Origin of the sequence: Mycetocola reblochoni REB411, from assembly GCF_900163835.1 — a bacterium.
Classification (GTDB): Bacteria; Actinomycetota; Actinomycetes; order Actinomycetales; family Microbacteriaceae; genus Mycetocola_B; species Mycetocola_B reblochoni.
Genome location: NZ_FUKR01000022.1, coordinates 214,412 through 234,966 on the forward strand (window position 1 = coordinate 214,412; position 20,555 = coordinate 234,966).

The 20,555-nt window shown below is 66.6% G+C and carries 27 protein-coding genes and 1 tRNA gene; 20 read left to right on the top strand and 8 right to left on the bottom strand.

The window, feature by feature from the left end; all coding sequences use genetic code 11:
* Positions 1-6: 6 nt before the first annotated feature.
* Positions 7-348 carry a carboxymuconolactone decarboxylase family protein gene (locus FM119_RS04295; RefSeq protein WP_087136442.1) on the bottom strand — a complete coding sequence of 114 codons (342 nt, stop codon included), beginning with the start codon at positions 346-348 and terminating at the stop codon, positions 7-9.
* 291 nt (positions 349-639) lie between these two features.
* Between FM119_RS04295 and FM119_RS04300 the strand changes: the two genes are divergently transcribed.
* The 5 genes from FM119_RS04300 (at position 640) to FM119_RS04320 (ending at position 7,595) form a co-directional block, all read left to right on the top strand.
* On the top strand, positions 640-2,271 hold the full coding sequence (locus FM119_RS04300; protein ID WP_179205193.1) for an ABC transporter substrate-binding protein: 1,632 nt from the start codon (positions 640-642) through the stop codon (positions 2,269-2,271).
* A gap of 70 nt (positions 2,272-2,341) precedes the next feature.
* Entirely contained in the window at positions 2,342-3,301 is a 960-nt protein-coding gene (locus tag FM119_RS04305; RefSeq protein WP_087136444.1) for an ABC transporter permease, read from the top strand.
* A gap of 106 nt (positions 3,302-3,407) precedes the next feature.
* The gene (locus FM119_RS04310) at positions 3,408-4,175 is read left to right on the top strand and encodes an ABC transporter permease (protein WP_218778719.1); all 768 of its coding nucleotides are present in this window, start codon (positions 3,408-3,410) and stop codon (positions 4,173-4,175) included.
* Positions 4,172-5,920 carry an ATP-binding cassette domain-containing protein gene (locus tag FM119_RS04315; RefSeq protein WP_087136446.1) on the top strand — a complete coding sequence of 583 codons (1,749 nt, stop codon included), beginning with the start codon at positions 4,172-4,174 and terminating at the stop codon, positions 5,918-5,920. Before FM119_RS04310 ends, FM119_RS04315 begins: the two co-directional genes overlap by 4 nt.
* A 190-nt stretch (positions 5,921-6,110) precedes the next feature.
* Positions 6,111-7,595: an NAD-dependent succinate-semialdehyde dehydrogenase gene (locus FM119_RS04320; protein ID WP_087136447.1), complete on the top strand. Its 1,485-nt coding sequence runs from the start codon at positions 6,111-6,113 to the stop codon at positions 7,593-7,595.
* A 414-nt stretch (positions 7,596-8,009) separates the two neighbouring features.
* On the opposite strand, the gene FM119_RS04330 is transcribed toward FM119_RS04320, so the two are convergent.
* Together FM119_RS04330 and FM119_RS04335 are read right to left on the bottom strand one after the other, a co-directional pair.
* Positions 8,010-9,368, bottom strand: coding sequence for a M23 family metallopeptidase (locus FM119_RS04330; RefSeq protein ID WP_087136449.1), 1,359 nt, complete (start codon positions 9,366-9,368; stop codon positions 8,010-8,012).
* A 172-nt stretch (positions 9,369-9,540) separates the two neighbouring features.
* Positions 9,541-10,029 (bottom strand): YajQ family cyclic di-GMP-binding protein, encoded by a 489-nt coding sequence (locus FM119_RS04335; RefSeq protein ID WP_087136450.1) that lies wholly within the window; start codon positions 10,027-10,029, stop codon positions 9,541-9,543.
* 201 nt (positions 10,030-10,230) lie between these two features.
* Here FM119_RS04335 and FM119_RS04340 point away from each other — a divergent pair.
* Positions 10,231-10,315 (top strand) — tRNA-Tyr (locus FM119_RS04340).
* An 81-nt stretch (positions 10,316-10,396) separates the two neighbouring features.
* Here the strand turns inward: FM119_RS04340 and FM119_RS04345 are convergent.
* The 3 genes from FM119_RS04345 to FM119_RS04355 are packed head-to-tail and all read right to left on the bottom strand — an operon-like array spanning position 10,397 to position 12,331.
* Complete coding sequence (locus FM119_RS04345) at positions 10,397-11,500, bottom strand: tyrosine-type recombinase/integrase (protein WP_179205194.1); 1,104 nt, start codon at positions 11,498-11,500, stop codon at positions 10,397-10,399.
* Between the two features lie 43 nt (positions 11,501-11,543).
* A complete protein-coding gene (locus tag FM119_RS04350) occupies positions 11,544-12,002 on the bottom strand; it encodes an ImmA/IrrE family metallo-endopeptidase (protein WP_087136452.1) in 459 nt (152 codons plus the stop codon).
* On the bottom strand, positions 11,999-12,331 hold the full coding sequence (locus FM119_RS04355; RefSeq protein ID WP_143822617.1) for a hypothetical protein: 333 nt from the start codon (positions 12,329-12,331) through the stop codon (positions 11,999-12,001). The genes FM119_RS04350 and FM119_RS04355 overlap by 4 nt, the downstream gene beginning before the upstream one ends.
* Before the next feature lie 138 nt (positions 12,332-12,469).
* Here FM119_RS04355 and FM119_RS13500 point away from each other — a divergent pair, with 138 nt between their 5' ends.
* The 3 genes from FM119_RS13500 to FM119_RS04365 all read left to right on the top strand — a co-directional run bounded on the left by FM119_RS13500 (position 12,470) and on the right by FM119_RS04365 (position 13,673).
* Entirely contained in the window at positions 12,470-12,694 is a 225-nt protein-coding gene (locus tag FM119_RS13500) for a helix-turn-helix domain-containing protein (RefSeq protein ID WP_121657431.1), read from the top strand.
* The gene (locus tag FM119_RS04360; protein WP_087136454.1) at positions 12,691-12,885 is read left to right on the top strand and encodes a helix-turn-helix transcriptional regulator; all 195 of its coding nucleotides are present in this window, start codon (positions 12,691-12,693) and stop codon (positions 12,883-12,885) included. The genes FM119_RS13500 and FM119_RS04360 overlap by 4 nt, the downstream gene beginning before the upstream one ends.
* A gap of 62 nt (positions 12,886-12,947) precedes the next feature.
* Entirely contained in the window at positions 12,948-13,673 is a 726-nt protein-coding gene (locus FM119_RS04365; protein ID WP_179205195.1) for a phage regulatory protein/antirepressor Ant, read from the top strand.
* Positions 13,674-13,718: 45 nt separating this feature from the next.
* On the opposite strand, the gene FM119_RS13505 is transcribed toward FM119_RS04365, so the two are convergent.
* Positions 13,719-14,060: a hypothetical protein gene (locus FM119_RS13505; RefSeq protein ID WP_143822618.1), complete on the bottom strand. Its 342-nt coding sequence runs from the start codon at positions 14,058-14,060 to the stop codon at positions 13,719-13,721.
* A gap of 389 nt (positions 14,061-14,449) precedes the next feature.
* On the opposite strand from FM119_RS13505, the gene FM119_RS04375 reads away from it, so the two are divergent.
* The 7 genes from FM119_RS04375 (at position 14,450) to FM119_RS04400 (ending at position 17,876) form a co-directional block, all read left to right on the top strand.
* A complete protein-coding gene (locus tag FM119_RS04375) occupies positions 14,450-15,169 on the top strand; it encodes a bactofilin family protein (RefSeq protein ID WP_087136457.1) in 720 nt (239 codons plus the stop codon).
* A 117-nt stretch (positions 15,170-15,286) separates the two neighbouring features.
* The gene (locus FM119_RS14315; protein ID WP_276327860.1) at positions 15,287-15,418 is read left to right on the top strand and encodes a hypothetical protein; all 132 of its coding nucleotides are present in this window, start codon (positions 15,287-15,289) and stop codon (positions 15,416-15,418) included.
* A 150-nt stretch (positions 15,419-15,568) separates the two neighbouring features.
* Complete coding sequence (locus tag FM119_RS04380; protein ID WP_087136458.1) at positions 15,569-15,964, top strand: RusA family crossover junction endodeoxyribonuclease; 396 nt, start codon at positions 15,569-15,571, stop codon at positions 15,962-15,964.
* Entirely contained in the window at positions 15,961-16,155 is a 195-nt protein-coding gene (locus FM119_RS04385) for a hypothetical protein (RefSeq protein ID WP_087136459.1), read from the top strand. The genes FM119_RS04380 and FM119_RS04385 overlap by 4 nt, the downstream gene beginning before the upstream one ends.
* On the top strand, positions 16,152-16,628 hold the full coding sequence (locus FM119_RS04390; protein WP_087136460.1) for a hypothetical protein: 477 nt from the start codon (positions 16,152-16,154) through the stop codon (positions 16,626-16,628). The genes FM119_RS04385 and FM119_RS04390 overlap by 4 nt, the downstream gene beginning before the upstream one ends.
* The gene (locus FM119_RS04395) at positions 16,625-17,308 is read left to right on the top strand and encodes a lambda exonuclease family protein (protein WP_087136461.1); all 684 of its coding nucleotides are present in this window, start codon (positions 16,625-16,627) and stop codon (positions 17,306-17,308) included. Before FM119_RS04390 ends, FM119_RS04395 begins: the two co-directional genes overlap by 4 nt.
* Position 17,309: 1 nt before the next feature.
* On the top strand, positions 17,310-17,876 hold the full coding sequence (locus tag FM119_RS04400; protein WP_087136462.1) for a hypothetical protein: 567 nt from the start codon (positions 17,310-17,312) through the stop codon (positions 17,874-17,876).
* Here FM119_RS04400 and FM119_RS13510 read toward each other — a convergent pair.
* Positions 17,873-18,082 (bottom strand): hypothetical protein, encoded by a 210-nt coding sequence (locus FM119_RS13510; RefSeq protein ID WP_143822619.1) that lies wholly within the window; start codon positions 18,080-18,082, stop codon positions 17,873-17,875. The genes FM119_RS04400 and FM119_RS13510 overlap by 4 nt on opposite strands.
* Positions 18,083-18,196: 114 nt before the next feature.
* On the opposite strand from FM119_RS13510, the gene FM119_RS13515 reads away from it, so the two are divergent.
* The 4 genes from FM119_RS13515 to FM119_RS04410 all read left to right on the top strand — a co-directional run bounded on the left by FM119_RS13515 (position 18,197) and on the right by FM119_RS04410 (position 20,208).
* On the top strand, positions 18,197-18,982 hold the full coding sequence (locus tag FM119_RS13515) for a hypothetical protein (protein ID WP_143822620.1): 786 nt from the start codon (positions 18,197-18,199) through the stop codon (positions 18,980-18,982).
* Positions 18,979-19,287 carry a hypothetical protein gene (locus tag FM119_RS04405; protein ID WP_087136463.1) on the top strand — a complete coding sequence of 103 codons (309 nt, stop codon included), beginning with the start codon at positions 18,979-18,981 and terminating at the stop codon, positions 19,285-19,287. The genes FM119_RS13515 and FM119_RS04405 overlap by 4 nt, the downstream gene beginning before the upstream one ends.
* Positions 19,280-19,615, top strand: coding sequence for a hypothetical protein (locus FM119_RS13520; RefSeq protein ID WP_143822621.1), 336 nt, complete (start codon positions 19,280-19,282; stop codon positions 19,613-19,615). Before FM119_RS04405 ends, FM119_RS13520 begins: the two co-directional genes overlap by 8 nt.
* A 74-nt stretch (positions 19,616-19,689) precedes the next feature.
* Positions 19,690-20,208: a single-stranded DNA-binding protein gene (locus FM119_RS04410; RefSeq protein WP_087136464.1), complete on the top strand. Its 519-nt coding sequence runs from the start codon at positions 19,690-19,692 to the stop codon at positions 20,206-20,208.
* The last annotated feature ends 347 nt before the right edge of the window (positions 20,209-20,555 follow it).

A 20,555-nucleotide genomic window follows, 5' to 3' on the forward strand; every position in this document is an offset into this window, starting at 1 on the left:
CGCCGCTCAGTGCTCGTGCGTCTGGCCGAGCTTGAACGCCAGGCGCCCGTGGGCGAAGCCCCCTCCGGCCTTGATCGCGGTGGCCACCCAGGCGGCCTCGGCGACCTCCGCCTCGCTTGCGCCCGCGGCGACGGCCTTCTGGGTGTGCGCCTCGATGCAGTACACGCACTGGGTGCTCACGCCGACGGCCAGGGCGATGAGCTCGCGGTACTTGAGCGGGATCTCCCTGCCCTCCTCGGCGAAGACCGTGTTGTTGAACGCGCTGAACGCCCCGAGGATGTCGGGCGTGTGCTCCTTGTAGACCCGGGTGTAGCCGCCGTCGGTCTCGCGGTCGAAGTAGTCGCTCATGGGTGTCCTCCTGTGGGGTTGGTCTCGGGTCGGGGACGGGGTGCGGCGCGCTCGCGCGGGCACACCCGTACACGGCGACGATATTCAGCACGCGCCCCCGCCGCATCCCGCGATGACACACGGGGTCATCCGGCTGGCGCTGCGCGTGGATCCGCGCCACTCGGATGACCGTTCATGACGCTGCATGACGCCCGATGACGGACGGTGTCGTCGTGCGACACGGCCCCTCCCGAGCGCCCCGCAGCACTGGATAGCCTGACCGAGTCTTCGCCCCCGACCGAGAGGAAGATCGTGACATCAGTGCAGTTCGTCAGACGTCTCAGCGCCGCCGTCGCCGCGGTGCTGGCCGGAACGCTCGTGCTCACCGCCTGCTCGGGCGGGGCCGCGCCCGACGCGGAGTCCGGCGGCGAGCCGGTCAGCGGGGGCGAGCTCACCGTCGCGGTGCGGTCGGAGCCGCCGCAGCTCAACCCGCTCGTGGACCAGACCGGTGGCGCGCACGTGCTCTCGCCGGTCGTCGACTCCCTCGTCTGGGACAACGGCGACGGCACATACGCGCCGTGGCTGGCCACCGAGTGGGAGGTCTCGGACGACGCGACCGAGTACACCTTCACGCTGCGCGAGGACGTCACCTTCCACGACGGCACGCCCTTCGACGCGGAGGCGGTGAAGACGAACATCGACTACGTCGCCGACCCGGCCAACAAGTCGACCGGCTCGGTCGCCAAACTCGGCCCGAGCGCGGAGGTCGTCGACGACTACACCGTCACAATCACCCTGGACAGCCCGGAGTCGACCTTTCTCACGCTCATCGCGGCGCCCTACTTCGGCATCGTCTCGCCCGTGCAGCTCACCGAGGACCCCGACTCGCTCGCCTCGAGCGTCATCGGGACGGGTCCGTTCGTGTTCGACTCGTGGGTCAAGGGCCAGAGCCTGACGTACACCCGCAACGACGACTACAACTGGGGCCCCGAGGGCACCCACGCCGGCGCCGCCTACCTGGACAGCATGAAGTACCTGTTCCTCCCCGAGGACCAGACCAGGTACAACGCCCTCGTCACCGGCGAGGCCGACGTGGTCGACTACATCGCGCCCGAGTACGCCGAGCAGGTGGCGGCCGACCAGGATCACGACTCGGAGGAGTTCCTGCTCCCCGGCGTCGGCTACACCCTCTACCTCAACACCAGGCAGGCGCCGTTCGACGACGTCACCGTGCGCCAGGCGCTGCTGCACGGGCTCGACCGTGAGGGCATCGTCGAGGCGGCCACCTTCGGCGCGTACCCCGTCCAGGAGTACCTGGCCACGACCACGCCCGACTACAAGGAGGACCTGGAGAACACGATCACCTTCGACGTGGACGAGGCGGGCAGGCTGCTCGACGAGGCGGGCTGGACCGAGACCGACGCCGAGGGCTTCCGCGTCAAGGACGGCGAGCGGCTCGCCACCACCATCCCCTACGCCGACGACGACCAGCTCGCCCAGCGCACGCTCGAGCAGGTCCAGATCGACGCCAAGGCGCTCGGCTTCGACGTGGAGCTGCAGCCGGTCCCCGCGTCCGACTTCTCGCAGCGGCTGTACAACGGCGACTACGGGATCATGGCCTCGTTCCAGTCGGAGGCGACGGGGATGCAGCTGTGGCGGCTGTACGGAGGCGACAACGTCTCCGACGGCTCGAGCATCGGCTCGAACGCGTCGTTCCTCGCCGACCCCGAGCTGGACGGCATCCTGGCGAAGGCCAGGTCGAGCGCTGACCCGACGCAGCGCGCCGAGTACTACGGCCAGGCGCAGGAGCTCCTGCCGGAGCTGGCCCCCTCGGTTCCGCTGTTCTCGCGGGCCCGCCTCGTGTCGTGGCAGTCGAACGTCAACGGGCTGAGCTGGGACAACGCCTGGCCGCAGCCGTACCTGTTCGACGTCTGGAAGTCCTGACCCCAGGCGCGGGGACCGGCTCGGCTGATGCCGTCCGGTCCCCGCGCCGCGTCCCCCGGAGAGGAGCCGCATGAGCGCCGCCGTCTGGAGAGTGCTCCGCCGTCTCGGCGTGAGCCTGGTGACCCTGCTCGGGGCGGTGACGCTCACCTTCTTCGCGCTGAGGCTGGTGCCGGGCGACCCGGCGTTCGCGATCCTCGGCGCGGGCAGGCAGCAGGTCGACATCAGCCCGGAGGTGCTCGCCGTCGTGCGCGAGCAGTACCACCTCGACGATCCGCTGATCGTGCAGTTCGTGCTCTACCTCGGGCGCCTGCTCAGCGGCGACCTCGGCACCTCCTACGTGCAGGAGCAGCCGGTGTCGGCGCTGCTCGTCGCCCAGGCGGGTCCGACGCTGGCCCTCGCCCTGCTCGCGACGGTGCTCGCCGTCGTCCTCTCGCTCGTCGGCGCCGTGCTCACGGCCGGCCGCCGCCTGCCCAGCTGGATCTCGTCCGCGCTGGAGCTCGTCCTCGCCTCGACGCCGGTGTTCTGGCTCGGCTTCGTCCTCATGCTCGTGTTCTCCGTCTGGCTGCGGGCGCTGCCCATCATCGACGGCGGCGACCTGCGCTCGCTCGTGTTCCCCGCGGTCACGCTCGCCCTGCCGACGGCCGCGCTGCTGCTCCAGGTGCTCCGGCAGTCGCTCGACGACGCGCTCGAACAGCCCTTCGTCCTCACGGCCAGGTCCCGCGGGCTCGGCGGCCTCTCGGTCACCGTGCGCCACGCGCTCCGGCACGCCGCCATCCCGTACCTGACCATGCTCGGCTTCTCCTTCGGCGCCCTGCTCGGCGGGGCGGCGATCACCGAGACCCTGTTCAGCCGGCCGGGGCTCGGCCGGCTGCTGGTCGAGTCGGTCGCGTCGCAGGACATCCCCGTCGTCATCGCCGTCGTCCTGGTGAGCACCGCGGTGTTCATCCTCGTCAACACGGTCGTCGACCTGCTGTACCCGCTCATCGACCCGCGCATGCGCGAGCGGGCCGCCACGGGGGCGCGGCGGTGAGCGCCGGGTCGTCGCGGAGGCCGTCGCCTCCCCGTCCCGGTCGCGTCTGCGCTGGGCCGGCTGGACACGCCTGCTCGCCGACGCGGGCACCGCACTCTGCGCGCTCGTGCTCCTGCTCTTCGTGGTCTCGGCGCTCTGGCCCGAGCTTCTCGCGCCCGGCGACCCTCTCGCCGCCGACAGGGGACTGGTGCTCGCGCCGCCGAGCCCCGAGCACCCCTTCGGCACGGACGAGATCGGCAGGGACGTCTACACCCGGGTCGTGCACGGGGCGCGCAGCTCCCTCGCGCTCGGCTTCGGGGCGGTCCTCATCGCCGTCACGGTCGGCACCGTCTTCGGGCTCGTCGCCGGGCTCTCGCGCCGGGTGGTCTCGACCGTGACGCTGCGGATCGCGGACATCGGCGCGGCGTTCCCCGAGCTGATCCTGGCGATCTTCATCCTCGCGCTGTTCGGCGGCGGACTCGGCACCGCCACCCTGGCGATCGGCATCGCCGGGATCCCGAGCTACGTGCGCGTCGTCCGTGCCGAGGCCGTCAAGGTGAAGGCCTCGGCCTACATCGAGGCGTCCTACGGCCTGGGACTGGCACCGCGCGCGGTGCTGCTCAGGCACATCCTGCCCAACGCCGTGCGGCCGGTCCTCATCATCGCCACGATCGGCCTCGGCGGGGCGACGCTCGCGGGCGCGGCGCTGTCGTTCCTCGGCCTCGGCAGCCCGCCGCCGACCTCGGAGTGGGGCGCGATGCTGTCCAACGCCCGCAACTTCCTCACCCTCGGGTGGTGGGCCGCGGTGTTCCCCGGGCTGGCGATCACCGTCTTCGTCATCAGCTCCACGGTCATCGGCCGTTGGATCAACGCCTCGAGGGAGGGACGCGCATGACAGCCACCCCGGACGCCCCGCTGATCCGGGTCGAGGGACTGCGGGTCGAGTTCGGCAGGGGGGCCGCCGCGACGACGGCGATCGCCGGACTCGACCTGTCCCTCGGCAGGGGCGAGTGCGTGGCGCTGGTCGGCGAGTCCGGCTCGGGCAAGTCGGTGAGCGCGCGCAGCCTCATCGGCCTCGCCGGACGGGACGCACACGTCACGGCGACGACGCTGGAGATCGACGGGCGCGACGCCCGGGGCTTCGGCGAGCGGCAGTGGCGTCGGATCCGCGGGAGCAGGATCGGCTTCGTGCTGCAGGACGCGCTGTCCTCGCTCGATCCCCTGCGCACGGTGGGGGCCGAGATCGGCGAGGCCGTCAGGGCGACGGGGGGCCCGCGCGGCCGGGCGGGGCGTGTGCGTGCGCTCGAGCTGCTGCGGCGCGCGCACGTCCCCCAGCCGGAGCGCCGCATCGACGAGCGCCCGTCTCAGCTGTCCGGCGGGCAGCGCCAGCGCGCGCTCATCGCCTCCGCCCTCGCGGGCGAGCCGGCCGTGCTCATCGCCGACGAGCCGACGACGGCCCTCGACGTGTCGGTTCAGAAGCAGATCCTCGCGCTGTTCGCCGAGCTGAAGGCCCAGGGCCACGCGATCCTGCTCATCAGCCACGATCTGGCGGTGGTGTCCGAGCTCGCCGACCGGATCCACGTGCTGCGCAGGGGGGCGGTCGTGGAGTCGGGGCGGGCCGACGCGGTCCTCTCGGCGCCGGAGCACCCCTACACGCGCTCCCTCATCGACGCGATCCCCCGCTTCGACGCCACCGCGCCACGTCACACGGCCTCGGTCGCGGTCGCGGTCGAGCCGCCCGCCGCACTCGCCGCGGACCCCTCCGCCGCCGCACTCGCCGCGGACCCCTCCGCCGCCGCACTCGCCGCGTATCCGTCCGCCGCCGCGTCCACCCCCGCTTCGTCCGCGACAGTCGCGCCTTCCCCTCCGCCCGCGACGGGCGGGACCCCGCTCGTCGTGGAGGACGTCAGCAAGCGATTCCGCCTGCGCGACGATTCGGAGCGCACGGCGCTCGAGTCGGTCTCGCTCCGGCTCACGCCGGGACGAAGCCTCGGCGTCGTCGGGGAGTCCGGCTCGGGCAAGACCACCCTCGCCCGCGTCATCGCCGGCTTCGAGCAGCCCGACTCCGGTCGTGTGAGCGGTCTCGGCGACGACCCCCGCGACGTGCAGTTCGTCTACCAGGACCCCGGCGCCTCCTTCGACCCGCGCTGGGACGTCGGCCGTCTGCTCGGCGAGGCGATCGAGCTCCGGCACGGCCGGCTGGCTGCGGGGGAGAGGAGACGCCGCTCGATCGAGTGGCTGCACCGGGTCGGACTGTCCGAGGAGCACCTCGGCCGCCGCCCGAGCGCGCTGTCCGGTGGCCAGCGTCAGCGGGTCGGGATCGCCAGGGCGCTCGCCGTCGTGCCGCGCTACGTGATCCTCGACGAGCCGGTGTCGGCGCTCGATGTGGCCGTGCAGAGCCAGATCCTCGATCTCATCGCCGATCTCCAGGAGGAGACCGGGGTCGGCTACCTGTTCATCTCGCACGACCTGGGCGTGGTGCAGCGGGTCTGTGACACGCTGCTCGTGCTCCGGCACGGGGTGGTGAGGGAGACGGGGCCGACCGATCGCGTACTCGCTGCACCGGCAGACGACTACACACGCGAGCTGATCGACGCCGTCCCCGTCATGCCGGGCGGTGCGGCTCCGCCGGTCCGCTGACCGGGCGGGGCGTCGGGCGCCGTGCCGAGCGGCTCGCGCCCGGCGCGGAGCGTATCGTGGCCGTCGAGCGAGTGCGCCCGACGGGGTGACGTCCGGGGGCTCGGCGGCGAGCCGGGCGGACCGGGTTCCGCCCGGGACCGGGGCGCTCGGCGGCACCGAGCCGCCCGCCACGACGACGTCTGGAGAACCCATGACCGACACCGGAACCGACACGGCCGAGACCCTGCTCGCGCGCACCCCCACGGATCTGTACATCGACGGCCGCTGGCGGGCGTCCGCCTCCGGCGCCCGCTTCGACGTGGTGAACCCCGCCGACGGTGAGGTCATCGCGCGCGTCGCCGATGCCGTCCCCGCCGACGGCGCTGCGGCCCTGGACGCGGCGGTCGCGGCGGCGGCCGGCTGGGCGGCGACCGCCCCGCGCGACCGCGCGGAGATCCTCAGGCGAGCCTTCGAGCTGGTGCGGGAGCGGGAGGAGGAGCTGGCACTGCTCATGACGCTGGAGATGGGGAAGCCGCTCGCCGAGGCCCGCGGGGAGGTCGGCTACGGCGGGGAGTTCCTGCGCTGGTTCAGCGAGGAGGCGGTCCGCATCGGTGGACGCTACGGTGCCACCCCCGAGGGCACGGGGACGATGGTCGTGTCGCAGCATCCGGTCGGACCGTGCTACCTGATCACGCCGTGGAACTTCCCGCTCGCGATGGCCACGCGCAAGGTCGCACCGGCGCTCGCCGCGGGCAACACGGTCGTCATCAAGCCAGCCGCGCTGACGCCGCTGACGACGCTCGCCCTCGCGCGGATCCTCGCCGAGGCGGGACTCCCTGCCGGGGTGCTCAACGTGGTCACGACGACCGACACCGCAGCGGTGTCCGACCCGCTCATCGCCGACCCGCGGTTGCGCAAGCTCAGCTTCACCGGTTCGACGCCGGTGGGGCGCACGCTCCTGGCCCAGGCGGCGGGAACGGTGCTGCGCACCTCGATGGAGCTCGGTGGCAACGCGCCGTTCCTCGTCTTCGCCGACGCCGACCTCGACGCGGCGGTGGAGGGGGCGCTCCAGGCGAAGTTCCGCAACATCGGTCAGGCCTGCACCGCCGCCAACCGCTTCCTCGTCCACGAGGACGTCGCGGACGAGTTCGCGCGGCGCGTCACCGAACGCGTGCGGGGCTTGCCGCTCGGCGACGGCAGGAAGGACGGGACCGTCATCGGGCCGCTCATCGACCATCGTGCCGTCGAGAAGGCCTCCGCTCTTGTCGCCGATGCCGTCGAGCGCGGCGCCAGCCTGCTGACGGGCGGATCGGTCGTCCCGGGGCCCGGTAGCTTCTTCGAGGCCACCGTGCTCGACCACGTCCGGCCGGGCAGCCGTGTCCTCCGCGAGGAGATCTTCGGGCCGGTCCTCGCCATCGCGCGGTTCGGCGACGAGGACGAGGCGGTGCGACTGGCGAACGACACCGAGTACGGGCTCGCGGCGTACGCCTTCACCCGTGATCTCGCGCGCGGGCACCGGCTGATCGAGCGGCTCGAGTCGGGGATGCTCGGGCTCAACGCGGGCGTCATCTCGAACGCCGCGGCCCCCTTCGGCGGGGTGAAGCAGTCCGGGCTCGGCAGGGAGGGGAGCAGGGAGGGCATCCAGGAGTACCTGACGACGAAGTATTCCTTCATCCCGGCCGCGTCGGGCTCCTGAGCTGTCCGTCCGCGGCACGCCTCCGGTTTTCGGAGCGGACGCATGTGCCCGGCTCAGCTGGCGCATAGCCCGCGCTCGCAGACTCACGTCAGACGAAAGGGGTCGCACGATGTCACTGCTGATCATGACGGGCTGGTCCACCGCCGCGGTCGTCGCGCTCTGCGTGAGCGCGGTCGTCGGCGCGGGTGCGGTGCTGTCCGTGGTGCTGGCGACGCGGGGGTCCGCTGACAGGACCCGACCGCGTGGTGCGCCCCGGTCCGGCCGAGCGGGTGTCTCGCGGGCGGTGGCGGCGACGGGTGATTCCGCGTCCGCGGCTACCGTCCCCGACGGGGACCACCGGTCCGCGATCGTGGCGTCGGCACCGCCCGCAGTTCGCCGGCGCTCAGCGGCGGCCGGGGAACGGAGCGGCGGCGATCAGTAGACGCGGACGCCGACGGAGGCGAGGAACTTCGCCGGGTCGGTCTCGACGCCGTTGACGTCGATCTTCAGGTCGAGGTGGCAGCCGGTGGCCACGCCCGTCCGACCCACGGTTCCGATGTACTGACCGGCGGAGACCTTCTGTCCCACGCTGACGCCGAAGCTCTGCATGTGGCCGTAGATGGAGGTCACGTTCCCGTGGCTGATGACGACGCGGTTGCCGAAGCCTCCGGCGTTGTACACGTTGGTGACGGTTCCGGAGCCGATGGCCTTGAGCGCCGTGCCGCAGCTGTCACCGAAGTCGATGCCAGCGTGCCATCCGGCGACCGAGCATCCGGTGCCGCCGCAGAGCTGATCGCGGGGGCCGTAAGGCGAGGTGATCGGTCCGGGGGCGGGCCGGTACCAGCCCTGAGGCGAGGGGGTCCAGTAGGTTCCGGACGCGCCGCTGCTGCTGCCGCCGCCCGACGACGATCCGCCGCCGGAGGAGGACCCACCGGAGCTGCCCGAGGAACCACCCGACGAGGAGCCGCCGGCTGCGGCTGCTGCGGCCGCCGCGGCCGCCTGCTGCTTGCGGAGGCGCTCGGCCTCCTCCTTGGCCTTGCGCTCGGCCTCTGCCTTGCGGAACGCGACGCCCGCGGCGTAGTCCTTCTCGACCGAGGCGGTCGTTCCCTTGAGCGTGGCCAGCTGCTTGGTCAGCCGCTCCTCGTTGTCCTCCTGCTCGCTGACCGCGGCCTGCGCTGCCTCGGCTGCGGCCTGGGCCTGGGCCATCGCGGTCTCCGCCTCGGCGCGGGCCTTCTCGAGTTCCTCGGCCACGACGTCGGCCTGGGCGGTGAGCGACTCGACCTGGTTGGCGTCCTGCTCCGCGGAGGCGAGCAGGTCGGACTGGGTCTGGCTGAGCTTGGACATCGCGCTCAGGCGGTAGAGGGTGTCCTCCGCGTCGCCGGGGGCGACGAAGAGCTCGGCGCCGACGGACGAGCCGGTGTTGCGTCCGAGCTGCGAGACGATCGATCCGACGCTGGTGGCCGACTTGCTCGCCTTCTCCTTCGCGTCGTCGAGCTTGCTGTTCAGAATGTCGAGGTCGACTTGGGAGTCGTAGGCGCGCTGCTGGGCGTCCTGGTAGGCGTTCGCCGCGATCGAGGCTTCGTTGCGCTTGGTCTCGGCCGCCGACTGGAGTCCGCTGATCAACTTCTCGATCCTGCTGATCTCCGACTTCTTGCTCGACTCGTCCGACCGCGCCTTCTCGACGTCTGACCAGCTGGGGTAGTCGTCGGCGTAGGCAGGGGCGGCCACGGCGACGGAGCCGACGAGGGCCGCGATCACTGCGCCGGCTACGGCGAGGCGGTGTCGGATGCGCATTGGGAGGGCTCCTCAGTACGGGTCTGGTCGATCGATCGGGGCATAGCTGTGATCGGGGATGGGTTCCCCCGATCACGGTAACAGCTTCGGTTCACATGCGGAACAGTGGTCACATTGACCACATTCGTCACATCCGCCGGAGCGCGACGCGGCGCAACGCGCCCCGGTCGGCTCAGCGGAAGTTGATGAACTGCAGGTCGACGTCGACGTCGGCGGCCTTGAGGATCGAGATGGTCTGCTGCAGATCGTCGCGGCTCTTCGACTGGACACGCAGTTCGTCGCCCTGGATCTGGCTCTTGACGCTCTTGGGGGCCTCGTCGCGGATGATCTTGTTGATCTTCTTCGCCTCGTCCTGGGCGATACCGTTCTTCAACGCCACCTCGACGCGGAACTCCTTGCCGCTGGGAAACGGTTCCCCGGCGTCGAGGCTCTTGAGCGAGATGCCGCGCTTGATGAACTTGCTCTGCACCACGTCGAGGATCGCCGCGACCCGCTCCTCGCTGGAGGCCTTGAGCAGGATCTTCTCGCCGCTCCACTCCACGGAGGCCTGGGTGCCCTTGAAGTCGTAGCGCTGCTCCACCTCTTTGCGAGCCTGGTTGACGGCGTTTTCCGCCTCCATCTTGTCTACCTTGCTGACGACGTCGAACGATGAATCTGCCATGCCGGTGATGTTATCCGCGCAATCCCGCACCGCCGTGCAGGCGCGGCGGTGGTGTCCCAAATCCGCCTGGTCGAGGGGTGGGGAGGACGGCGGCGGCGCCCCGCCACACCCGGCCAGACCGATTTCGTGACGGGTCGACTCTGTGGGTAATATGCTGGGAGCGCATTCGGTCGGCTGGACAAGTCGGTCGGGCGCGCATTCGGCGAGTTACCCTAGCGGCCAAAGGGATCTGACTGTAAATCAGACGGCTCAGCCTTCGGGGGTTCGAATCCCTCACTCGCCACCAGGGCAAAAGCCCAGGTGAACGCACAAGAAAGCCCCGGTAGTTCACTTCGGACTGCCGGGGCTTTTTTGCGTTGGTGGCTGTTTAGTGGCTGTTTTCAACTGCAAGAAGGCGCTGGATCGCCCCCGCAGCCGCAGGCCCGCGTGACGCCCGCTCAACGTAGTGCCGCAAGTTCCCAAACCCTGTGTGGCCAAGCTGGTCACGAGCAGCCTCATCGCCGAGCTCCTGGGCAAGCAACGTCGCAACCGCCTTGCGGAACGCGCCAGGCGTGACCCCTTCATGTCCCGACCCCGACAGTGCGGCTTTCCAATCGCGACGAAGGTTATCCGGCCAACGCGGCGTGCCTGCCGCAGACGGAAACACAAGCTCACTCACCGCGCCCCGTGCTCGCACCGTCAACATGGGGACGACGAAAGGTGGCAGGTCCAACGTCCGGTGCGACTTCGCCGTCTTGGCCTTGTCCTGCACCTTCAGCTTCCGATCCAACCCGCGCGCAACAGTCCCATTGATCGTGACAGTCGGAGGGTCACTCTCGAAATCGAAGTCGGACCAACGCAACGCCAGAACCTCCGCCGTTCTCGCGCCGGTCGCGGCATACATGTCCATCGTGTCCCGCAACGAGCCGTTCCGAGGCCTCCCATACGCGTCAACCCCGCCGTCCCAGGCCTCAAGCAAGTCCCGGACCTCGCGAACCGCGTCCGCCGTCAAGGCCTGGACGTGCGGTTGAGACCGAGCCACAGCCTTCGTCTCCGACACCGGGTTACTTTCCAGCGCCCCCGCATAAACGGCATGAGCCATCATCTGCTTCAGCACAATCCGCACCGACCGAGCCGAACCGGGAGTCGACCGAGCGACAGATTGGATGTACCGATTCAGCTTCGCGGCCGATGCTTCTCCAACGCGCACGTCAGACAGGCCACGCAGGACCACCTTCGTTGCATCCTGGTAAGTGATCTTCGTCCCATCGGACAGGCTGCTAGCAAGCATCTCCGCCTGCCACGATGCGGCCAGCGCCTCGAGGGTTGTGTCTCGAGTAATAGCCTCGCCAGCGGGAGCAAGCCTGTCGCGTAGCGCTTCCTTCAACGCTCTCTCCGCCGCGGCGCCAGTGGCGCCAGTGCGCATCATGCGCCGGGTGACGCCGTCACTGTCCCTGTAGTAAGCCAGCGCCGCAGGCCGGCCGTTGCGCACGAGCCGCGTTATCTTGCCGTGAGTCTCCAACGGCAACGGTGGTCTACCCATTTCCGACCTGCATCTTCCTGCTCCATTGGCCTGCGCCCATTCGGGCCTGCTCGTACAAGGTGTCGCCGCAACGGAGAAGTGTCCGCTGATAGGCATGGACAATGCTCGGTACGACATCGAGCGCTTGCGCAACAAGCGCGACGTTGCCGTCGTGAATGTACTCAGCGACCCGGTAGTCATTGGGGTGAATAAGACGAGCCGCGGCCCACTCATCCGCCCGCTTCTCCTGCTTCGCGTTCACTGGACCGAACTGCGAAACGGTGTCGCCAAATTTGGCGTGCGCCAGCTCGTGGGCCAAGACGCTGCGATGTAAACGGTGCGACATGCCATCACGCAGCCTGATCGTGTTTGTCTGCATGTTGTAGTCACCATCGCTTCCCAGATCAGAGAGGTCTGAGTACTCGATGGTCACGTTCAGCACGCTTGCCAACTCGAACAGATCAGATGTCAAAGAAGATCCTCTCCCGTCTCATCTGTTGTCTTCCTTGCCGCCAGGCCGTACTCATCTTGACGGGCGCTACTGACACTCAGACGCAGCTGAGCCCGGCGATGGATCTCGTCCAGGTCGATATGAGCGACTTGGGAGAGGTGGGCGGAGGCGTCGAGAACGAAGTCGAGCGGGACCTTTTCGACACGGTCCTTCCCCTTGGTTGTGAGGTATCGATACAACGTCTTCTTCGACATCCCCAGCGCGACAGCTGCGTCATCGAGAGTGCCGTAGATAGAGAGGAGCGCCGCCTTGAGCTCTTCGCGGATGCCATCTGCCATTTCATGTCCCATGGGGACCAGTGTACCCACTTTGGGGAATTTGGTGCACAGGAATGTGGACTGTAGATTCTCTACTTCCCAGTTGTGGGAAATCACAAAGGTGCAATTCCATGCTTGTAGTTCCCAAATCTGGGAACTAGTCTCCTAAACATGGGAAACAGCGAACGGGCCGCAGCTCAGATCTGCCGCCTCCTCGAAGAACAAGACAGGTCAGTCGCATGGCTGGCACGCACCACCGGAATCTCTTACAAACGGCTCTTGGCCGAGGTGAAGCACCAGAGCACGCGCCTCAGCCTCGTTACCACCATGGCCGCATGCGAAGCTCTCGGGCTGACGCTCCCAGAGATCATCTCATCCGAGACGAGCGCAGCATGAGCGGCCCGGTCCTCAACCACAGGAAAGCCGCCGAGTACTGCGGGCTTGCGCCACAGACCCTTGAGAACCTCAACCACCTCGGCAAGGGACCGAAGCGTTTCAAGAACGGATCGCGGAACGCCTACTACCCGGCCGACCTGGACGCGTGGCTCGAGGAACGCCTGGTGCGAGTCGAGCAGGTAAGCGCATGACCCCCGCAACGAAAAAGCCCGGTGCTGGAGCACCGGGCGCAGACAAGAAAGCAGGAAAAGCTATGTCTAACGACATCATACAGCAGGTCGGCGGTGAACTCCGGGTCTCGTCCGAGACGATCGCCCAGCGCACCGAGGTCGAGCACCGTGCAGTGTTGCAACTCGTCTCCACCCATGATGTTGCGCTTCGGTCGTTCGGGCCGGTCGCATTTGAAATGCGACCGCTCCCAGGCGGAGGCAACCCGGTCCGCGTCGCTCATCTGAACGAGCCGCAGGCCACCCTTCTGATGACGTTCATGCGTAACAGCGTCGTGGTGGTCGATTTCAAGGTTGAGTTGGTCGCCCAGTTCTACCGGATGCGGCGCGAGCTCGCCGGTCAGGTTGATCTTCCTCGATCGCTGCCTGACGCTCTCCGTGCGTATGCCATGGAGGTGGAGAAGTCTGCGGCGTTGGAGGCGAAGGTTCAGGAGGACGCTCCGAAGATGGAGGCGTTTGAGCAGTTCTTGGGCGCGGCCGGTGATTTGGATTTGCGTGAGACTGCGCAGTCGTTGGATTTGGGGCGTACCCGGCTGGCCGATTTTCTTCGCCGGCAGGGGTTCTTCTCTCCGGGTTCTACGACTCCGTATCAGCGGTTCGTGGATCGGGGTTGGTTCCGGCCTGTGACTCGTGTGTCGCAGCGGCCTGAGGGTCCGAAGGCGTATCAGGTGACGTTGGTGACGCCGGCCGGGCGCGAGGCTATCCGGGAGCGCCTGGAAGCGACCCGCTCGAACCTTGTGGCGGTGGTTTGAGTGTCGGGCGAGCGGGTGCTGTTTTGGTGGGGGGCAACGGTTTTCCTAGTTGTCTTCGTTTCCTGGGGATGGTTTAGGGAGAGCGGCGAGGTGGGCTCGCATGGACCAGAACGCCTCGTAGAGGAGGTATCCGAGGCTTCCAGCGTTTGCCGCTACCAGGATGAACGCCCATACGCCTGTGGTGGTTGTGCCGCTGAGGGTGAGGATGAAGTCCGCCGCGATTGTGATGAGCGCCAGGGAGAACACGGAGAGTCGCCAGTTTGCTCTGCTCGCGTGTTGGTGTCTGGTGCTGAGCGCTCCTCTGAGGGTGGGGTCGAAGATGACCGCGAGTGTGAGGACGGCGAGGATTTGCGCCGCTGCTGATGCGGCTTCTGGGGTGATTGTCACCCGTTCAATTTAGGGCTTTCCTGCCCGCTGTTCTGGCCTTGGTGGTGGTCGTGCACCGCCTGGGCGCTGGTTTGTCGCGCCGTAAAGCGACTGCGGGACCGCCCCGCTACCGAAGCAAAATCGGGCGGTTCTTAAGTAACTACATAGAGCGCAACGGGGTAGGTCGAGGTGGTGTCGGCTGAGGGGTTGCGAGATTTAGAGATTCTTTGGGTTTACGGGTGTCCGGCTTCCTCATCGCAGGTTGCGGGTCGGCGCACCTACACCTTCGCCGGTCGTGTGTAGAGGCGCACGCGGTGGGGAGGCAGAGCCCTGGGGTGGCATGGTTGCGCGCCAGTTTTTCTGGTGTCCGGGTTCGTTTCCCGGCGTCCCACTACCTCGGTTTGAGGTTCATGAGCATGAGTGAGAGAGGGTTTGTGATGGATGTGAAGTTTGAGTTGACGGGTGAGTCGAAGGTGAACGACTGGGGGGTGACGGTTCACCGGATCAGGGCGTTGGTTGACATTCCGCGTCATGGTGTGAAGGCGGGGGATGTGGGCGGCTGGGTTGAGTCGGTCGAGCTGTCAAACGGCGGCGCTTGGGTCTTCGGCGACGCTGAGGTCTTCGGCGACGCTGAGGTCTCCGGCAACGCTCAGGTCTTCGGCAACGCTCGGGTCTCCGGCAACGCTCGGGTCTCCGGCGACGCTCGGGTCTCCGGCAACGCTCGGGTCTCCGGCAACGCTCGGGTCTCCGGCAACGCTCAGGTCTCCGGCAACGCTCAGGTCTTCGGCGACGCTGAGGTCTTCGGCGACGCTCAGGTCTCCGGCAACGCTCAGGTCTCCGGCAACGCTCGGGTCTCCGGCAACGCTCAGGTCGAGCGCGCGAACCAGTTCCTCATCGTTGCTCCGATCGGCTCCGAAGGCGTAACCGCGTCTCTGTACAGGACGAAGAACGGCAAGCACGAGCTCGTCGTGGGTTGCTGGACGGGGACGTTGGGCACGTTGAGCGCTGAGGTGAAGCGGCGGCGTGAGTCGTGGGGTGGTACGGATGCTGATCATGTGCGTTGGGTTGCCCAGTACAAGGCGTTGAAGGCGCTGGGTAAGGCGACTGTTTCGGCGTGGGAGAGGGAGTGACCCCGGATGAGTTCGATGACAGAGAGCCGGGGGAGAGGGACCCGGATTTGTGGCGGAAGCAGCGGGTCGAGGACTGGCTGTGCTGGCGGGACGACGACCCGTTATGAGGGGTTCGGGGTGGTGTTCATGCTGTTTGTTGGTGTGGGTGCTGGCCTGGTGGGTTCGGTGTCGTGGGCTGGTTTTGGTGGCGCCCAGTTTGTGGGCGTGCTGCTGCTGGTGGGTGTGACGGTTTGGGGGTGGGTGCGTTGACTCGGCATGGGTTGGGTGATGGCTTGTATCGGGATCGTCGGGGGAAGTTGTGGGTTGTCGAGTTTGGGCATCTGTTGCCGGCTGATTTGGGGTGGCATGTTGTGATGCCGGCGTCGTGGTCGGCCCCGTTCGCATGGGTCGGACCGATCGATGAGTGAGCTGTGGGCGCAGGTGCTCCTGTACGAGCGTGCCCCGTTGACGGCGAATCAGCGGCTGCACTGGGCGAAGAAGGCCAAGATCACCGCGGCTGTCCGGCGAGTAGCAGCAGCACACTTCCGGGACTTCCCGCCTGTCGCTCGTGTGCGCGTGGAACTCGAGTGGCATGTCCTCACTGCGCACCGCCGCGACGTGGACAACATCGTGCCCACGTTGAAAGCCCTCGCAGACGGGCTGGTCGACGCAGGCATCGCCCCGGACGACACACCACAGTTCATGGACAAGCGCATGCCGGTAATCATCTACCACCCGCCCGGTGAGCCGGGAAGACCAGACAAAGCGCACATGGTGTTGCGCGTCACAGAGATTCAAGAAGGAGAAACAGCATGAGCACACAGGGCAAGCAGATCAGGCATGAGGAGGTGCGGATCGGGACCACGGTTCGTGCCACCCATGAGCAAATCCTGGTCGAGGGCACGGTCACGGCGATCTACCGAAACTACTTCCTGGTCGGGGAGTACCCGCGCTCAACCGCCATCCGCACCGAGTACGACTGGGACATTTGGGAGGTCCAGCCATGACCACCACCAACGAGACCCGCATCGAGGTCGAGCAGACGGCGGACGCTCGCGAGGCCGCTATCCGCGACCTCACCGAGCACGACAGGATCGTCTATCGCCACTGTGACGCGCCCGCTGGCAAGAGCGTTGAATCTGGCCTCTTCGCCAACAAGTACGGCGACCTCGCCACGGTGTCAGGGCAACGCCTGAGCATTAATGGCATCTGGATCGGCAGCCGGCCCCATCTCACCCTCCTGGCTGTCATCAAGCGGGAGCCGCCGTTCGACCCGAAGCCCGGCGAGGTCTGGGGGAGCAAGACCGCCTTCACCGACCGCGCCGTGTTCCTTTCGGGCGGCACCGGGGAAGCGTTCCCCTGGCTCGCCCATCGGCCCGGCTCGAACACCTCCTGGCACACCACCAAGGAGATCCAGAATGCGATCCGCGAGCACGGCTGGGTGAAGCTCTACGAGGGCGGGCAGGAGGTCGCACGATGATTGGTCTGATTGCTCACGACGTGGAGCAGGGTACGGACGAGTGGTTGCAGGCCCGGTGTGGCCTGCTCACGGCTTCCGTGGCCGGGCAGTTGGTCACGCCGACGTTGAAGGTCGCGAGGAACGACACCGCACGATCGTTGGTTCGGTCGCTGGCCGGCGAACGTATCAGCGGGCAGGTCGACTTCCTGCCGCCCACAGCGGACATGAGACGCGGGACCGAGGACGAACCCATCGCCCGCGCCTACTACGAGGACTCGTACGCCCCAGTAACCGAACTGGGCATGTTCGAGCTCCGCACCAACACGTTCAGGCTCGGCTACTCCCCAGACGGCCTAGTCGGTGATGACGGCCTCATCGAGATCAAGTCACGAAAACCGAAGAAGCACATCCAAACGGTCCTGGATGACAGCCCGCCCGCAGAGAACATGGCTCAACTGCAGGCGGGCTTGTTCGTTACAGGCCGGTCCTGGATTGACTACGTCTCGTACAGTGCCGGCCTGCCGTTGTGGGTGAAGCGAGTGTTCCCCGACCCGGCATGGTTCGACGCGATCGAAGCGGCCGCTGAACAGTTCGAGAAGGACATGGCAGAAACGATCGAACGCTTCACCGCCGCGGTCGCAGGGTTCCCCGAGACGGAGCCACGAGAAGAAAACGACGACCTAGACGATATTGAGGTGTGATGTGGACGCAGATGATGTGACGGATGCGCTTGCTCCCAAGAGTGACCAGTTGACGTTCGCTCATGTGGAGTCGGGGCCGATGGAAGTGACATTGGCTCGTGTGGAACAGGCAAAGATCAGTGTTTCCGAGACGCAGCTGATCATTCACTTCATGGAGTTCCCTGGTCAGCCGTTGAAGCCGGGGAAGATCATCAGCCGGGTGATCGCGAAGGTCTGGGGCAAGCAGGCCCGCGAATGGATCGGTCGCCGGATGCGACTGTACGGCGACCCGTCGATCAAGTATGGAGGCAAGGCGGTTGGGGGTGTGAGGCTCAGCCACATGTCTGGTCTCGAAGCGCCTCGCATCGTTGAGGTTTCGGCCGGCGCGGGAACGAGAGCGCGAGTTCCGCTCGAGCCGCTCGATGATCCTACCCAGCCGCATCTTTCGGCGTTTGCTGCTGCTGCCAGCCTCCCCGAGTTGCAGGAGGCATGGCAGGCAGCAGCGGCAGCCGGTGTCACGGGCAACCCGACAGTGATCGCCGCGAAAGACAAGCGCAAGGACGAACTGCAGGAGGTAGCGGAGGGCTAGGCCGAATCATCTCCAAATGTGGCGAGCTCATCGGCGGTGGGTGCTTCCTGGGACGAACCGTCGTCGGTGACCCAGGCGATGCCGCCGATGTCGCCGAAGCTGGCATTGCCGGGAGCGAGTCGCATAAGCGTGTACTCACGGCCGTTGATCGTCTTGGTGATTGCGGGGGAACTGGGATTGCTATTCAGGCGATAAACGGTGTTCATCTTGCCATTTTATCACCAAAATCGGGCTTCTCGAAAAGAGCTCGGAGTTCATCTAGGTACCTAAAAGCATTAAACGCATTAGGCGTTTTAGACATAAATGAAAGGAGGAGAGATTTGGCGGAGAAGGACAGGCGGCTGTTCATTCGGCTGGATATTGACTACCCGGATCATCCGAAGATCGTGGGGTTGTCGGATCGGGCGTTTCGTGCGCACGTGGAGATGATGGCGTACGCGAGGAAGTACGCGACGGACGGTGTCATCCCAAACCGAGTCGCTAACCGACTGGGTTATGAGTCGGTTTCGGAGTTGTTGCAGAACGACCCCGAAGCGCCCTCATTGATCGATAACGGTGACGGCACCTACCTGTTGCACGGGTATGCGGACATGAACGAGACCCGTGCGGACATTGAGGAGCGAAAAGCCCGGAATCATGCGAATGGTAGACGTGGCGGGCGCCCCAAAAAAACCCAGTCGGTTACCGAGTCGGATACCCAGTCGGTACCCCAGTCGCAAACCCACTCGGGTACCCAGAGAAAAGCAGAGATAGAGATAGAGATAGAGATAGATAACTCTCTACCTAAAGGTAGAGAGAGCACCACTAGCCGTGGTGCACGTCTCTCGAAGGACTGGATGCCATCGCAAGAGACCATCGACAAGATGCGCGCCGACGCACCCAACGTTGACGTCCGGGCCGAGCATGAAGCCTTCGTGGACTACTGGATCGCTCTGCCAGGGCAGAAGGGCGTCAAGAAGGACTGGGACGCCACATGGCGGAATTGGATGCGCCGCAAACAGGGGGACCACGCCAACAAGCGCACAAGGCAAGCACCCGCAGAGCGTGCAGCACAAACAACGAACCTCGGACGCACACTTGCCACCGACCTATTGGAGCTCGAATGACGTTGGAAGAATGCGCCAGAGTGTTGGCGAAAATCCAGTTAGGCGATAACCGGCAGGTCGACAAGCTTGTGCTAGCTGAATGGCACGACACGATCGGGCACCTGGGCTACTCGGATGCGATCGCGGCGGTGAAGACGCACCGGCAAGAGTCCACCGACTACCTACTGCCGGCGCACCTGATCCGGAACGTGCGTCGCATGCAGGAGCGTGCGATCCCGAACCGTGAACTCCCAACCGCCGCAACATGCACCCACAAGGTACTCGGCGGATGCTGCGTCCACTGCGGATGGATACCCGATGAGTGACTTCGACCCGTTTGCTGCGTTCCTGGCTCATGTGTCGAAGCGTCCGGCCCGTCTCGAGCAGGAACGCTTCGGAGCACCCACGGATGTTGAACGGCCTGGTACACGGTCTGAGCGTGCGGCACGTGCGTTCTACGCGTGGGAGGGCCGCAACGTGATGGAGGCGCGCAGGTGGCCTGGTGAAGCGCAGGCCATCCGTGAGGGGTCGATGCTCGCGGAAGTGGACGAGTGGTGTGCCGCCCGCGAAGCAGCACAACACCGTGCCAGACCTGAACCGTCCGACCTCGAGCAGCAACTACAGGAATACCGGCGCCGCAAACACGCCGCCTAACAAAACCGAACACTTCACGACCCCGCCAACCACGGGCGAGGGTCATTTTTTATGCCCCAAGGAGGCAACACAACATGGCAAACGAAACCGTAATCACCGTCATCGGGAACCTAACCGCCGACCCCGAACTGAGATACACGCAGGGCGGTGCAGCAGTCGCGAACTTCACAGTCGCATCCACGCCGCGGGTGTTCGATAAGCAGGCCAACGAGTGGGAGGACGGGGAAGCGCTGTTCCTGCGTGCGTCGGCATGGCGGGATCTGGGGGAGAACGTCGCGAGCAGCCTCCACAAGGGTGATCGCGTGGTTGTGCAGGGCGAGCTTCGTCAGCGTTCGTATGAAAAGGACGGGCAGAAGCGGTCGGTGATCGAGCTGCATGTGATCGAGGTTGGTGCGTCGTTGCGGCATGCGACGGCTCAGATGTCCCGCATTAACCGTCAGCAGGGCCAAAGTGGCGCGAATAACGGTTCCGCGGGCGGTGGGGGCTCGACGCCGATCCCGACCCCGCAGAACGCCACCCAGCGCCCCGCCACGAACGCCACCCAACAGCGGGCCAACAACCAGCCCGCCTTCAACGAAGAGACCCCCTTCTGATGCACATCCGCGCCGCCCGATCACACACCTTCGTCAACCACGAATCCACCGGATGGGCACCCGACACCACACCACCCGAACACCAAGGACACCACTGCGGGCACAGCTCCAACAACCCCACAGGCAAATCCGCACTCGGATGCAAAAACGACCCCGACCGCACCACCCCCGTCACACGCCACGAAGCCGGGTGCCAATACCTCAACACCAACCCACACGCCAGAGCGGAGGCATCATCATGGACCGTCAACTGACCCTCCACGCCGGCGACTGCCGCACGGTCATGGCGGGCATGCCGGATGCCTCGGTCGACGCGATCGTCACGGACCCGCCCTACGAGCTCGGCT